Source organism: Stackebrandtia albiflava (assembly GCF_007994225.1).
In the GTDB taxonomy this organism is placed as follows: Bacteria; Actinomycetota; Actinomycetes; order Mycobacteriales; family Micromonosporaceae; genus Stackebrandtia; species Stackebrandtia albiflava.
Map to the genome: position 1 here is coordinate 1,358,795 of NZ_VLLL01000006.1, position 14,403 is coordinate 1,373,197.

Consider the following 14,403-nt stretch of genomic DNA (forward strand, 5'->3'; position numbering starts at 1 on the left):
CGGCCGACGACGAAGGTGTGAGGCGATGTCCCCGGCGGAGACGATCTCGGTGCTGCACGTGCCCGGTCCCCGGCTCGACGGTCGCGGCGACTGGGCGGCGCAGGCCGCCGGTGTGGTCGCGCACACCGACGCCCTCTGCAACGCCGGCGCGCCCGTTCCCGATCTGGTGGTGGTGTCGGGTGACGTCACCGCCTCGGCGACACCGTCCGGTATGGAGCACGCGTTGCGGTTCCTCACCCAGTTGCGGGACGAGCTGACGACGGCGCCGGGGAGGCTGGTGACGGTGCCCGGTCGCGGTGACATCAGCCTGTCGAAGTGCCGCGCGCACTTCGCGCTGTGTGAGGACGAGGAGGTCCCGGCCCGGGAGCCGTACTACCCGAAACTCGAACGGTTCGCGGCGATCTTCGCCGACCTGTACTCGGACGTCCCCGGTGCCGGTTTCGGTGAACACCAGCCGTGGAGCGAGTTCGGTTACGACGATCTGCGTCTGTCGGTGGCGGCGTTCAACTCGACGTGGTCGATGAGCCATCTCCCGGAGCACGACGGCGGAAGTCTCGGGCAGCGGCAGACGGCCGCGTTCGCGCGGTGGCTGGGCGGGGCCGTCGAGGCCGGTAGGTTGCGGCTGGGTGTCATGAACCACGCGCCCGTGCACGCCGGCACCCGGCTGCGGCTGCACCACGGGATGCTGCACGACACCGACCAGTTCAACCGGCATCTCGCGCCGCGGCTGCACCTGTTGTTCCACGGGCCCGGGGAGGGCGCCCGCCGAGGTGACGCGCCACTGGTGGAGTTGGCGGGCGGCCTGTTGGCACACCAGGCGTCGCCCACGGGTGTTCCCGAGCTGGTGGAGATCGGCGTGGAGGAGGTCCGGGTGTGGCGCGGGCCGGAGGCACCGGTGGTGGCCCGGCCGCACGGCTTCACCGGGCTGGTCGACGTGTTCGGTGCCCCGGATGTGCCCGCCGGTCCCGTGGAGGTGGCGACGGTACCGGTGACGGCCGGGCCGGTCAGAACCAGCGACCCGCATCAGATCCTGCTGGACCGGGTGCACGAGGTGTGCCAGGTGCGGTTCGCCGACGCCCGGATCAACCGCATCGAGGCGGATCCGGCGTATCTGTTGATAACCCGCAGCGAGGGCGGCATCGTCAGCCAGATCCAGGTCGGCGTGGTGTGCGGATCGCCCGACCGCGCGGACCTGACCGACTTCCTGGGGGCGGCGTTCTCCGGCAGCACCGCCTTCGAGTCGTACCTGGTGTACGACTCCGACCGGCCGCCCGGCGACGAGTTGCACGCCGAGGCGCGGCGTCGCGCGGTGCGGATCCAGAGTTTCCTGGAGTTCCAGGGATTGCGCGGCCTGTTCGACCTGAGCCGGTACGTCCGCAAGCAGAACCAGCTCCTGGCGTCGAGCCGCGCCTACGCGCCGGACCTCTACGTGCCGCAGCGGTTCCGCGACCTTGACGCGCAGCAGGCGCGACGCGGTGACACGCTCCTCGAAGAACTGCTGGAACTCGCCGACGATCCGCACGGCCGTTTCGTGCTCCTGCTCGGCGAGTTCGGGACGGGCAAGACGTTCGCGTTGCGGGAACTGGCGCAGCGGATCCCGGAACGCTATCCGCACCTGATGCCGCTCTACATCGAACTGGGGAGGCAGGAGCGGCCCAACACGGTCCCGGCGATGGTGGCCTCGCATCTGGCCAACCACGGTGAGGACCGGATCGACCTGCGTGCCTTCCACTACCTGCTGGAGCAGGGCCGGCTGGTGTTGTTGTTCGACGGTTTCGACGAGCTGGCGGCACGGTTGACCTACGACACGGCCGCCGATCACCTGTCGCACCTCATCCAGGCGGCGAAGGGGAAGGCGAAGATCTTCGTCACGAGCCGCACCCAGCACTTCCGGTCCCACCGGCAGGTCCGTACCGCCCTGGGGGAGCGGGTGGAGTCGTTGCCGCAGCACCGGATCCTGTCGTTGCGCCGATTCGACCACGGCCAGATCGAGGCGTTCCTGGTCAACCACTTCGGCGGCGACACCGCGCGGGCCAGGGAGCGGCTGGAACTGGTGGGCCGGATCGCCAACCTGGAGGAGTTGGCGATGAACCCCCGGATGCTGGGTTTCATCGCCTCCCTCGAAGCGGCGCAGTTGCGCCGGGTCGCGGAGAGCCGGGTGACGTTGAGCCCGGCCGACCTGTACCGGGAGATCCTGCACGCCTGGCTGCGTTTCGAGGCGGAGCGGCCGGGCGCGGCGGGGCTGACCGTCGACGAGCTCATGCACGCGGTCACCCGGTTCGCGACGACACTGTGGACCGAGCGGACGGCGGCGCTGCCGTTGTCGCGGTTGACGGAGGTGGCCGAGACGCTGACCAGCGTGACGGCGCGGGTCCTGTCGACCGATCAGCGAGTCCACGCCGTCGGGTCGGGTTCCCTGTTGGTCCGGCTCGGGGACACCGACGAGGCGGTGGACGAGGTCGACGACGGCGAGGACGAGCCGTTCACCTTCATCCACTCGTCCATCATGGAGTGGCTGGTGGCGGCCCGGCTGGCCGAGGAACTGGCCGAACCGGGCGCGGATCCGGTGTTGCTGTCGGAGCGGCGCCTCACCGACCTGGCCCGCAACTTCCTGTGCGACCTCGCCGACCACGCGCACTGCCGCCGCTGGATCGAGCACGTCCGCGACCACGTCGACGTCGCCCAGGAGGTCGCGCACTTCAACGCCCGCCGGATCGCCGCGGCGCTGCACACGCCGTACAGCAGGAACATGCGCGGCGCGATCCTGCGGGGCGAGGACCTGAGCGAACGGCAGTGGCCCGGTGTGGACCTGCGGGGCGCCGACCTGCGCGACGCCCTGTTGTCGCGAGTGGACCTGTCGGGCGCGGACCTGTCGGGTGCCGATCTCACCGGGGCGCGACTGGAGAACGCGAGACTGAACCGGGTGGACCTCACCGACGCCGTGCTCGACCGGACCAGGCTGCTGCACGTGGACCTGGCGGGAGCGCAGTGGCGGGACAGCCGGTGGGGGCACGCCGCGCTGGTGGAGGTCTCCGCCGACCCGCTGCTGCTGGACCACGCGGTGGCCACCGGGGCGGTGGTGTCGGGCCGGCACCGGGTCGAGGCCCAGCTGTACCCGGCGTCGGTCGGTGTGCGGGTGGGATTCGATCAGCGGATCGGCAGGCTGCCCGCGTCGGTGGCGTACCACGGCACCGGCACGATCGTGGCGATCGGCTCGGACGACGGCGGCGTCCTGTTGTGCGACTCGGCGACCGGGCAGCCGATCCGGACGCTCAGCGGGCACTCGGCACGGGTGTACGCGGTGGCGTTCGAACCCGGCGGCGAACGGCTCGCGAGCGGGTCGGCGGACGGTACGGTGCGGATCTGGAACGTCGCGACGGGCGAACCCCTGGGCGTCACCGGTTCACACCACCACTGGGTGTGGCCCATGGAGTTCGCGCCGCAGGGCGGCCTGCTGGTCACCGGGGACGCCGCGGGGGTGTTGCGGATGTGGGACACCGCGACGGGACGGCCGGTGTGGCGGTTCGACGTGGCGGACGACATCGCCTACTCGGTGGCGTTCCATCCCGACGGCGACGTCGCCGCGGTCGCCTTCCGCAGCGGTGCCGTCCGGGTCCTCTCGACGGTGAACGGGCGGTTGCTCGCCGAGCACCGCATCTGCGACAGGCCGGTCTACCGGGTCGCGTACTCCCCGGACGGCAGGTACCTGGCGGTCGGGGGCGGTGACGGGACGCTCCAGCTCTGGGACGGCCGGGGCCGGGAACGGCTCCGGGTGTTGGAGGAGCCGTCGGGCAGGGTGTACAGCCTGGCCTTCCACCCGACGCGGCCGCTGCTGGCGTGTGGTGACACCGGCGACGCCGTCCACGTCTTCGACACCGACACGGGACGGCCGGTGTACGGTCCGCTCCGGCACGCCGCGCACCTGTACTGGGTGGCGTTCTCGCCGGACGGCCGGTGGCTGGCCAGCGGGGACCGTTCCGGCACCGTGCAACTGTGGGACGCCGAGACCGGCGAACCGCACCGCACCCTGGACGAGCACACCGGTTCGGTGTGGCCGTTCGAGTTCCGGCCGGATTCGGCGCAACTGGCCATCAGCGACGACCAGAACATCACCCGGTTGTGGAACAGCGACGAGGGGCGATGCGAGCACACCATCGCCGGGCACGGCAGGCAGGTCACCTCGGTGAGTTTCGACCGCACCGGGCGGATGCTCGCGACCCGGTGCAGCGACGGGCTGGTCCGGTTGTGGGACACCCGGATCGGTGAGCCGGTGGAGCACGGCCGCGGCGACCACGGCCTGAGCAGTTTCGGCGACGTCGTCCTGCACCCGGTCGAACCGATCCTGGTGACCGTCAGCAACGAGCACCGCATCAGCCTGCGGAACCTGGTGACCGGGGCGTTCGAGCGGCATTTCAGCTTCGACCGCGAGATCTGGGCGATCGCCTTCGACCCGCGTGGCGAGGTGCTGGCGACCGCCAACGACGACGACACGGTGGGGTTGTGGCGCCGTACCACCGGGCAGCAGATCCACGTGCTGCGCGAGCACCGCGGCAGGGTCCGGTCGATCGCGTACAGCCCGGACGGTTCCCTGCTGGCGACCGGTTGCGACGACGGCCGGGTGAGGGTCTGGCTGGCGGCCGAGGGCCGGCTTCTCGCCACCCTGACCGGGCACACCGACCGGGTGTACTCGGTGGCGTTCAGTCCCGACGGCGGGTTGCTGGTGAGCGCCTCACTCGACGGGCGGGCGCTGGTGTGGAACCCGGAGGACGGGACCCTGCAACGCGAGTTCACCGAGCACAACGGACAGCTGTGGACGGTGGCGTTCCATCCGGACGGCCGGGTCGCCACGGCGGGGGACGACCTGGCGATCCGCATGTGGGACCCCGACACCGGCGTGGTGGACCGGGTGCTGCGCGGTCACCAGCGCAGCGTGTGGACGCTGGCGTTCAGCCCGGACGGTTCCCTGCTCGCCTCGGGCGGCGACGACGGTACGACGCGGTTGTGGCGCATCGACGACGATCCACATCTGGAACTGATCCTCTCCGGACTCCCGGAGGGCTGGGCGGCCATGACGTCGGACGGCCAGTACAAGGTGGACGGCAGGGTCAACGGTCACCTGTGGTATGTGCTCGGGGCGTGCCGGTTCGAGCTCGGGCAGTTGGACGCGTTCCTGCCGCAGGTGCGCCGCCTCCCGTTGGGCGCCCCGTTCCGGCCTCGCGAAGCACGCTTAGGCGGGGGCCTGTTACACACCGCTCGCATTATGGGTAACAACGGTCAATGGAATGTAAATTCTCGATAAAACAGTGAATTCGAATCCCACGACGTGGCACGATTTCTCATTACTCAACGTGATGGTTACCCACGGGCGAGTCACGAACCGCATAGACCGTCGTCGTCGCCACCGCGGTCGGCCGCGCCCGTAACCTTGTGCCCTCCGATGCGTTATAGGAGGTGTGGGACGTGGTGTCGATGTCATCGAGTCGTGGACGGTCAACATCTCCACGAATCGACAACGGCCGAACCGAGCCGTCTTCAGACCCAGCGGCGGTTGCGCACCGTAACAATCGTCGGTCTAGGCTGACCGACGTTCCCCGAATCAACCGTTCTCGATGCGAAAGCCGTGGATCAGTGACCACCATGCCGACGCTGACCGCAGAAACAAAGGCGGATCAAGTCATGTATGTCGAGCCAGGGCCGTCGGGCCGCGAAGCGGGATCCTCCGATCCGCTCTCCGGTGTGCTCGACGGCTGGCTCCAGACTCACGAGGCCGAACTCATCGGCGTACGCCGCCACCTGCACGCCCATCCGGAACTCTCCGGCTTCGAACAGGGCACCGCGAACCACATCGCCGAACGACTCCGGGCCGCCGGTCTGGAACCGCGCCTCATCCCCGGTGGCAACGGTGTCCTGTGCGACATCGGTGACAGCGAGGACGGCCGGATCGTGGCGCTCCGCGCCGACATGGACGCCCTCCCCATCACCGACCCCAAGGACGTTCCGTACCGGTCGACCGTCGAGGGCGTCTGCCACGCATGCGGTCACGACGTCCACACCACGGTGCTGCTGGGCACGGGTCTGATGCTCGCCGAACTGCACCGCCGGGGCCAACTGCCGGGCCGGGTGCGGCTGGTGTTCCAGCCCAGCGAGGAGAAGTTCCCCTCGGGTGCGCCGGTCATGATGCGCGCCGGCGCGCTCGACGACGTGTCGGCGATCTACGCCTTCCACTGCGACCCCAAACTGCCCTGCGGCATGATCGGCGTCCGTTCCGGGCCGCTGACCGCCGCCTCGGACATGCTGGAGGTGCAGTTGCGCGGCCGTGGCGGTCACACGTCCCGGCCGCATCTGACCACCGACCTGGTGCACGCGCTGTCGCGGGTCGTCGTGGACGTCCCGGCGCTGCTCGACCGGCGCCTGGATCCGCGCACCGGATGCGCGCTGGTGTTCGGCGCGATCAACGCCGGTTCGGCGGCCAACGCGATCCCGCAGGAGGGGAGCGTCCGGGGTACCGTCCGGATGCTGGACCGGGACGCCTGGAAGACCGTCCCCGACATGGTCACGCAGATCATCGAGGACGTGGTCCGCGCGACCGGTGCCCAGGCCGAGGTCACGTACACCCGTGGCGTTCCGCCGGTCGTCAACGACCGGGTCGCCACCGCCGTGTTCGCGGGCGCCGCCGCGGCGGCGCTGGGCGAGTCGGCGGTCGTCGAGGCCCCGGTCAGCATGGGCGGTGAGGACTTCTCCTGGTACCTGGAGCAGGTGCCGGGCGCGATGGCGCGGTTGGGCGTCGGGCGTCCCGGAGAGCAACTCGACCTGCATCAGGGTGACTTCGACGTGGACGAGCGGGCCATCGCCAACGGTGTCCGCGTCCTCGTGCACACCGCGCTCGCCGCCTGCGGCTCCGCGGCCTACTGACGACCCGGGCCGTGACGTCGCCCGCGACGGCACGGCCCGGGTCATGTGCGACAACCGATCGGGGGGTTATGGCCCCTTTGTGTCAATTTCCCGTCAGTTTCGCGATACCCGGTTCCTCCGGCCCTTCTCTGGTGTTCCATGTGGTGGACGCGTAACCGCTCGGTGACGATACGTCGCGGGCGGTGCGTCGCACGTCTCACACGACAACGAGAGGAATCAACATGACCAACTCATGGGCGCGTAAGACTCTGGCGGTGGCGGCTCTGGCCACGGGCGCGATCCTGTTCGCGGGCGGCACCGCTCAGGCCTCCGAGGCCGCGCCGGTCGTCGAGGGCGGCTGGAGCGACGACCAGAACGCCGGCAACATCTGCGGCAACGTCATGGCCCATGACAGCATCGTCGTCAACTTCGTCGACTGCGACGCCACCAACGTCGACGACAGCTGGGGTCTGCTCGACGTCCTGTAAGGACGGTGGTCAGCGACGGTGCCCTACGTGGCAACGATGTCACCGCCGCTAACCGATTTCGCGGGGCGGTCGCCTTCACCGGGCGACCGTCCCGACGTCGTTACCGACCGGTTGACATCAGGGTACGCGCATACGACCGTCCGCGCGGGGCTTACCCGCCGGAGACACCACCCGGCCTACGAGGGTGTCGTCGGATGCTTGCGGAGCGCCGCGATGTAGTCGGCCGGCGCGCCGGCCTTCTCCGCGGCGGCGGCCAGTTCGGCCAGGTACCACACGCTCGGCAGTCCGCCCTCGTACCCGTTCAGCACGTACAACCAGACCGGCTGGTCGCCGTTGAGGGTCGCGGCGGTGGTGTGGATCCGGCGATAGGTGCCACCGGTGGCGCCTTCGAGTTCGTCGAGGGTTCCCGCGTCGGTCGACTCGACGTCGTACAACGCCACGAAGGTGCGTTCGCCCGCGTCCTCGACGACCGTCGAGACGACGGACTCCCAGCCGAGCTCCCGGCCGCCGAAGGTGAGGCGCCAGCCTTCCAGCCACCCGGTTCCCACCATGGGGGACCGGGGGCAGGTCGCCCGCATGCGTCCGGGATCGAGGTTTGAGCCATAGGCGGCATACAGCGGCACGCTTAAGAAGATAGCGTGAGAGACAATCGGTATGCGGTAGTTGTCGGCAATAACGGAAGTGAGTGGTCGGTCGTGTCGCGGATTGTCATCGTCGGGGGCGGGCCGGCCGGGTACGAGGCGGCGTTGGTGGCCGCCCAACTGGACGCCGATGTGACGCTGGTGGAGGACACCGGCGCAGGTGGTGCCTGTGTACTGAGCGACTGCGTCCCCTCCAAGACGTTCATCGCCTCGTCCACGGCCATGACCTCGATACAACGCGCCGAGGGACTGGGCGTCATGGCGGAGAACATCACCGTCGACGCGGGCGCCGTGCACGACCGGGTGAAGCTGCTGGCGTTGCAGCAGTCGGCCGACATCTGCGCCAAACTGCTGAAGGTCGGCGTGGAATACGTCACCGGGCGGGCGAAACTGCTGGGCCGCAGCGGTGATTTCAGTCACCGGGTCCACATCGTGCCCTCCGCGGGCGAGCCCTACGAGGTCGAGGCCGACGTCGTGCTCCTGGCCACCGGCGCCAGTCCCCGGATCCTGCGGGACGCCCGCCCCGACGGCCGCCGCGTGCTGACGTGGCGGCAGGTGTACGACCTGGAGACGCTCCCCGAGAAGCTCATCGTGGTGGGATCCGGCGTCACCGGCGCCGAGTTCGCCTCCGCCTACCTGGCGATGGGAGTGGACGTCACCCTGGTGTCGTCCCGCGAACACGTCCTGCCGCACGAGGACGTCGACGCCGCCCAGGCGATCGAGTCGGTGTTCGCCGAACGCGGCATGACGATCATCCCCAACGCCCGCGCGATGCGGGTCGCCGCCGAGGGCGACGGTGTCGTGGTCGCGTTGGCGGACGGTCGTGAACTCACCGGCAGCCATGCGCTCATGACCGTCGGGTCGGTGCCGAACACCGCCGGTCTCGGCCTCTCCGAGGCCGGTGTCGCGCTCGGTCCGGGCGGGTTCATCACGACCGACCGGGTCTCCCGCACCAACGTCAACGGCGTCTACGCGGCCGGTGACGTCACCGGCGTCCACATGCTGGCGTCCGTCGCGGCCATGCAGGGCCGGATCGCGATGTGGCACGCACTCGGTGAGGCCGTCAAGCCGCTCCAGTTGCAGACGGTGGCGGCCAACGTGTTCACGAACCCCGAACTGGCGACCGTGGGCGCCACCCAGGCCGACGTGGACTCCGGCCGGGTCCCGGCCAGGACGGTCACGCTCCCGTTGGAGGGCAACGCCCGCGCGAAGATGTCCGGCCACGTCGACGGCTTCGTCAAACTGTTCTGCCGCCCGGCTTCCGGACTGGTCGTGGGCGGTGTCATCGTCGCCCCGAAGGCGAGCGAGCTGATCCTGCCGGTGTCGCTCGCGATCGAGCACCACCTGACGGTCGCGCAGCTCGCGCAGACCATCACGATCTACCCGTCGTTCTCCGGTTCGCTCGCCGAGGCGGCCCGGCAGCTCATGCAGCACGAGTTCCACTGACCCGCCGCGCCCGTGGTGCGCACCGGCCGCCGTGGTGACGCCGCGGCGGCCTCAGACCTCGCGGCTCGACAGCACGCAGAACTCGTTGCCCTCTGGGTCGGCCAGGACGTCCCAGGTCGCCTCCGGTGGCTGTCCCACGTCGACCCGCCTGGCGCCGAGTCCGATCAGGCGGGCGACCACGGCGTCCCGGTCCTCGTCGACATGCGGGGCGAAATCCAGATGGAGCCGGTTCTTCGTACGCTTCGGCTCCGTCACCGGCACGAACACCAGACCCGGCGGGCGCTGCGCGAACTCCAACGTGGGCCCCAGCTCGCCCGCCCACGGCGGCACGACCACGACCTCCTCGTCGGTGTCGAAGAGGACGTCCCAGCCGATCGCCTCCGCCCACCAGGCTCCCAAGGCCCGGTGGTCGACGCTCTCGACGACGGTGGAATACCAGCGCAACGCCATGGGGTCGCCTTTCGTCGGTGTGGCCGTCACCCGGCGCCGGAGGCGACCTCCGGACGTCCCGGCGCACGAACCGGTCACGTCATCGGTGTGGCGCCATTACACATCGACGGTCTGACATCACGGTCGCCCGGACGCACCGCCGGGCCGGCCCGGGTGGTCGCCGGTGGACTCCCGCAGCCGCTCGGCGACCGCGGCGGTGATGAACCGGTGCAACAGTTCACCGCCGACCAGGTCGCGAAGCCGTGACATCAGTTCGGTGGGCAGATCGACCACGAGGACTTCCGTACCGGACCGTGGAGAGGTCATCCCCGGATGCTACCGAGCCGGTCGTCCCGGCGTGTACACGACCGGTCACCAATCCGACAGCGGAGCGCCCTCGGTGAAACCGGCGGCGCTCTGCACGCCGATGACCGCGCGCTCGTGGAACTCCTCCAGATCGGACGCCCCGGCGTAGGTGCAGGCACTGCGGACACCGGCCACGATCGTGTCGAGCAGGTCCTCCACACCGGGCCGCGCCGGATCCAGGTACATCCGCGACGTGGAGATGCCCTCCTCGAACAACGCCTTGCGCGCCTGCTCGAACGGCGAGTCGGCCGCGGTGCGCAGCCGTACGGCCCTTGCCGAGGCCATGCCGAAGTTCTCCTTGTACAACCTGCCGTCGGCGTCGCGTTGCAGGTCGCCCGGCGACTCGTAGGTGCCGGCGAACCAGGATCCGATCATGACGTTGGAGGCGCCCGCCGCCAACGCCAACGCGACGTCGCGGGGATGCCGGACGCCACCGTCGGCCCACGCGTGCCTGCCCAGCCGGCGGGCCTCCGCGGCGCATTCGAGGATCGCGGAGAACTGCGGACGGCCCACACCGGTCATCATGCGGGTGGTGCACATGGCGCCCGGTCCCACACCGACCTTGACGATGTCGGCACCGGCGTCGACGAGGTCGGCGACGCCCTCGGCGGTGACGACGTTCCCCGCCACCAGCGGCGTGTCGGGGACGACGGCCCTGACCAGTGACAGCGCTTCGCGCATCCGTTCCTGGTGGCCGTGGGCGGTGTCGACCACCAACAGGTCCACGCCGGTCTCCACAAGCTGCGCGGCGCGTTTGGCGACGTCGCCGTTGATGCCGATGGCCGCCGCGATCCGCAGTCGCCCGGCGGCGTCGGTGTTGGGACGGTAGAGCGTCGACCGCAACGCACCCGGGCGTGTGACGATGCCGCTGAGCCTGCCGTCGGCGTCGACCACCGGGGCGAGCTTGCGGTTGGCCTCGAACAGCCGGTTGAAGGCGTCCTCCGCCGGTGTCCCGGCCGAGAGGGTCAGGACGTCGGTGGACGCGACGTACCGGAGCTGGGAGAACCGGTCGACACCGACGCAGTCGTGCTCGGTCACGACGCCGACCGGCCGCCGGTCGTCGTCGACGATGATGACCGCGCCGTGGGCCCGCTTGGGCAGCAACGCCAGCGCGTCGCCGACGGTGTGCCCGCCGGTGAGGGTCAGAGCCGTGTCGGTGACGGTGTCGCGGGACTTGACCCACTCGACGGCCTCGGCCACGACGTCGACCGGGATGTCCTGCGGTATCACCGCCAGGCCGCCCCGGCGCGCGAGCGTCTCGGCCATCCGGCGGCCGGAGACGGCGGTCATGTTCGAGGCGACGATCGGTACGGCGGCGCCCGAGCCGTCACGTGTGGAGAGGTCCACCGCGAGCCGGGAGGTCACCGCCGACTGGGTCGGCACCATGAACACGTCGGAATAGGTCAGGTCGGTCTGCGGGACCTCCCCGTTGTGGAACCGCATCGTCGCCCCCGTCAGCCGTCGTTCTTGATCTCGCACAGTGAGGTGCCCGCGGACACCACGTCCCCGACCGAGGCGGTGAGCCCGGAGACGGTGCCCGCCTTGTGGGCGGTGAGCGGTTGCTCCATCTTCATCGCCTCCAGCACCAGCACCGTGTCGCCGGCCTCGACGGTCTGGCCGTCGGACACCTCGATCTTGACCACGGTGCCCTGCATGGGGGACACGAGGGCGTCACCGCCGACGGCGGCTGCCTGACCGCGCCTACCGGCCCGTTTCGGGGCCGCCTTGGTCGCCGGCGCCGCGGTCTGGGCGAGCCCGGCGGGCAGGGTCACCTCGATGCGCTTCCCGCCGACCTCGACCACGAGGCTCTGCCGCTCACCGGGGGCCTCGGGGGCCGCGGTGTCGGTGAACGGGGGGACCGTGTTCTGCCACTCCGTCTCGATCCACCGGGTGTGGACCCGGAACGGTTCGTCGACGAAGGCGGGGTCGGTCAGGACGGCGCGGTGGAACGGCAACGCGGTGGCCATGCCGTCGACCACCATCTCGCCGAGGGCGCGCCGGGCGCGCTCGACGGCCTGTCGGCGGGTCGCGCCGGTGATGATCACCTTCGCCAGCAGCGAGTCGAAGTTGCCGTCGATGACGGAGCCCTCGTCGATGCCGGTGTCCACGCGCACACCCGGTCCGCTGGGAAGCCGCAGCCGCGTGACGGTGCCCGGTGCGGGTAGGAAACCGCGCCCGGGGTCCTCACCGTTGATGCGGAACTCGATGGAGTGGCCCCTGGGGGCCGGGTCCTCGGTGAGGTCCAGGCGCTCGCCGCGCGCGATGCGGAACTGTTCCCGGACCAGGTCCAGACCGGTGGTCTCCTCACTGACCGGGTGTTCCACCTGGAGCCGGGTGTTGACCTCCAGGAAGGACAGCGTGCCGTCGGCGCCGACCAGGAACTCGACGGTACCGGCGCCGTGGTATCCGGCCTTGCCACAGATGGCGCGGGCGGCGGCGTGGATGCGGCCGCGCTGGTCGTCGGTGAGGAAGGGCGCGGGCGCCTCCTCGACTAGTTTCTGGTGGCGGCGCTGCAGCGAGCAGTCACGGGTGCCGACCACGATGACGTTGCCGTGCGTGTCGGCGAGGACCTGCGCCTCGACGTGGCGGGGCCGGTCGAGGTAACGCTCGACGAAGCACTCACCGCGCCCGAACGCGGCCTCGGCCTCCCGGACCGCGGACTCGTACAGGGCGGCGATCTCGGCGCGTTCCCGTGCGACCTTGAGGCCCCGGCCGCCGCCGCCGAAGGCGGCCTTGATGGCGATGGGGAGCCCGTGCTCGTCGGCGAAGGCGATCACCTCGTCCGGACCCGAGACCGGCTCGGAGGTACCGGGGACCAGGGGTGCGCCCGCTGCGGCGGCGATGTGCCGGGCGACGACCTTGTCGCCGAGGTCGCGGATCGCCTGCGGTGTCGGTCCGATCCAGGTGAGCCCGGCGTCGATGACCGCCTGGGCGAAGTCGGCGTTCTCGGAGAGGAACCCGTATCCGGGGTGGACCGCGTCGGCGCCGCTGCGCGCGGCGACGTCCAGCAGCTTGTCGAACCGCAGGTAGGTGTCGGCGGCGGTGAGGCCGTCGAGGGCGTACGCCTCGTCGGCGAGCCGCGCGTGTGGGGCGTCCCGGTCGGAGTCGGCGTAGACGGCGACGCTGGCGAGTCCTTCGTCCACGCAGGCACGGATGACCCGAACCGCGATCTCACCTCGGTTGGCTATCAACACCTTGCGCACTGAAGTCACTCCTCCTGCTGGGTTCGGCCCGCATGGAGTGTAGTCCGCCGCGAGCCGGCCCCTCGGGTCGCTTCGCCCCCGTGACGGACCGCACAGCGGGTGACGTCAGGGCTTCGGCCGGTGCCGCCCGTGCGCGTCGAGTCGTTGTATGCCGTCGCGCCAGTGCGACGCGCCGTCGCGGGTGCGCCGGTCGTCGGATTCGTCGTACAGTTCCCCCGCCTCGATGCGCTTGGCGGTCTCGGCGCTCCAGTCGATCTCGATCTGGGTGTGCCGCAGCATCAGTTGCAGTCTGGCCGTGACGTGCGCGGGCAGGAAGTCCGGTTCGGTGGGGTCGCTGCCGCGGTGTTCCAGTTTCGCCTGGAGTTCGCCGTAGGCGTCTCGCAGCAGCCCGGCCCGGTTGCGGAGCATGGCGGCGGCCTCCCGGTGGGACAGGACGGGCACGAAGCTCCACGCCACCAGGAAGTCCGGGGAGGTGGCCGCCGACCCCCACAGTTTCTCGCGCAGCAGCGTGTGGAAGTGGCGGTCGCCGGCCTCGGTCATGCGGTAGACGGTCCGGGCGGGTCTGTTGTCGACCTGTTCGACCTTGACCACGGCGAGGTCGCCGTCCGCGGCGAGTTTCTTGAGGCCGTGGTAGATCGAGCCGCGTTGGACGCCCGCCCAGTCGGCGACGCCCCAGGACATGAGTTCCCGCAGAACGTCGTAACCGTGCACCGGCTGTAGCCAGCGCACCAGGCCGAGGATGAGGAGACGGGTCGTCCACATGGCCGAATTTTAGTCGACGTTGACCATTCGGCGGCGGCTACCCGGTCGTCACCTCGCAGGTCGGTGCGGATGTCCATCATCATTAATCAACTTTGACCAAGTTCGCACGATGAGGTACTGTCATCCGCGAACATGATGATGTCTAAGTGATGTCGTAAATCGGACGATGTGACACAG

Annotated in this window: 10 protein-coding genes; 4 read left to right on the top strand and 6 right to left on the bottom strand. The window is 70.1% G+C overall.

Annotation, left to right across the window (positions count from 1 at the left end):
• The first annotated feature begins 25 nt into the window (after positions 1-25).
• The 3 genes from LX16_RS27995 to LX16_RS17220 all read left to right on the top strand — a co-directional run bounded on the left by LX16_RS27995 (position 26) and on the right by LX16_RS17220 (position 7,379).
• Positions 26-5,299, top strand: a complete 5,274-nt coding sequence (locus tag LX16_RS27995) for a WD40 domain-containing protein (protein WP_147140069.1) — start codon at positions 26-28, stop codon at positions 5,297-5,299.
• A gap of 377 nt (positions 5,300-5,676) precedes the next feature.
• Positions 5,677-6,912 (top strand): amidohydrolase, encoded by a 1,236-nt coding sequence (locus LX16_RS17215; protein ID WP_147140071.1) that lies wholly within the window; start codon positions 5,677-5,679, stop codon positions 6,910-6,912.
• 221 nt (positions 6,913-7,133) lie between these two features.
• Positions 7,134-7,379, top strand: coding sequence for a hypothetical protein (locus LX16_RS17220; RefSeq protein ID WP_147140073.1), 246 nt, complete (start codon positions 7,134-7,136; stop codon positions 7,377-7,379).
• Between the two features lie 176 nt (positions 7,380-7,555).
• On the opposite strand, the gene LX16_RS17225 is transcribed toward LX16_RS17220, so the two are convergent.
• Complete coding sequence (locus LX16_RS17225; protein ID WP_147140075.1) at positions 7,556-8,002, bottom strand: gamma-glutamylcyclotransferase family protein; 447 nt, start codon at positions 8,000-8,002, stop codon at positions 7,556-7,558.
• Positions 8,003-8,074: 72 nt separating this feature from the next.
• On the opposite strand from LX16_RS17225, the gene LX16_RS17230 reads away from it, so the two are divergent.
• A complete protein-coding gene (locus tag LX16_RS17230) occupies positions 8,075-9,466 on the top strand; it encodes an NAD(P)H-quinone dehydrogenase (protein ID WP_147140077.1) in 1,392 nt (463 codons plus the stop codon).
• A 51-nt stretch (positions 9,467-9,517) separates the two neighbouring features.
• Here LX16_RS17230 and LX16_RS17235 read toward each other — a convergent pair whose 3' ends face one another.
• From LX16_RS17235 to LX16_RS17255, 5 genes are all read right to left on the bottom strand, one after another.
• Positions 9,518-9,916, bottom strand: a complete 399-nt coding sequence (locus LX16_RS17235; protein ID WP_147140078.1) for a VOC family protein — start codon at positions 9,914-9,916, stop codon at positions 9,518-9,520.
• Positions 9,917-10,033: 117 nt separating this feature from the next.
• Positions 10,034-10,222 (bottom strand): hypothetical protein, encoded by a 189-nt coding sequence (locus tag LX16_RS17240; RefSeq protein ID WP_147140080.1) that lies wholly within the window; start codon positions 10,220-10,222, stop codon positions 10,034-10,036.
• A gap of 45 nt (positions 10,223-10,267) precedes the next feature.
• Positions 10,268-11,704: a GuaB1 family IMP dehydrogenase-related protein gene (locus LX16_RS17245; RefSeq protein ID WP_147140082.1), complete on the bottom strand. Its 1,437-nt coding sequence runs from the start codon at positions 11,702-11,704 to the stop codon at positions 10,268-10,270.
• An 11-nt stretch (positions 11,705-11,715) separates the two neighbouring features.
• A complete protein-coding gene (locus LX16_RS17250) occupies positions 11,716-13,464 on the bottom strand; it encodes an acetyl/propionyl/methylcrotonyl-CoA carboxylase subunit alpha (protein WP_147140084.1) in 1,749 nt (582 codons plus the stop codon).
• A 105-nt stretch (positions 13,465-13,569) separates the two neighbouring features.
• Positions 13,570-14,226, bottom strand: a complete 657-nt coding sequence (locus tag LX16_RS17255; RefSeq protein ID WP_147140086.1) for a PadR family transcriptional regulator — start codon at positions 14,224-14,226, stop codon at positions 13,570-13,572.
• Positions 14,227-14,403 lie beyond the last annotated feature (177 nt).